Source organism: Nocardia sp. JCM 38205 (genome assembly GCF_058222935.1).
Genome location: NZ_JBYHFL010000020.1, coordinates 1 through 684 on the forward strand (window position 1 = coordinate 1; position 684 = coordinate 684).

Here is a 684-nt window from a genome sequence, read left to right on the forward strand (position 1 = left end):
CTGTTCTCGCGTGCGATACCATCCCGAACCCAAGCCCATCTCCACGAACTGCCGCTGCAGTCGCACCGCCAGATCCGCCAGGTCGGAGCCGTCATCCGGGTTCCAAAAATGGGTGATGGCAACGTAGGAACCCGGCGGCAGCGCGTCGGTGTATCGACGCATGATGCCGACGGGATCGAGTTCATCGTCGACGTGATGCAGAATCCCGCACAGAATCAACCCCAACGGGCGCTCGAGGTCGAGGTAACGGGAGACTTCGTCATTCCCGAGCACCGTGTCCGGCTTGGTCAGATCCGCGGGCACGAACCGCGTGTAGTCGTTTCTCGCGAGCATTGCCTGCCCGTGCGCGATGCAGACGGGATCGTTGTCCACGTACACGACCGTCGCGCACGGGTTCTGCTCTCGAACGATCTCGTGGGTGTTGCAGGCTGTCGGGAGTCCGGCGCCGATATCCAGGAACTGGTCGATGCCGGCTACCCCGGCCAGGTACCTGGCTACTCGATGCAGCCAACGACGGTTCATCTTCGACACATCACGCTGCCGTGGCGCTACCCGGAGGATTTGTTCGAACGCAGCGCGATCGACGTCGTAGTTGTCCTTGCCGCCCAACGAGTAGTCATAGACGCGGGCGATACTCGCCCGGCTGGTATCCACACCGACGGGCGCTCGCACTCCGGTCAGCGA

At 62.9% G+C, this 684-nt stretch carries 1 protein-coding gene; it reads right to left on the minus strand.

The genetic code is table 11. The annotated features are described in order from the left end of the window. Positions 1 to 684: SAM-dependent methyltransferase (locus AC4HOU_RS29125; protein WP_490725607.1), on the minus strand; the 684-nt coding region annotated here is incomplete at both ends.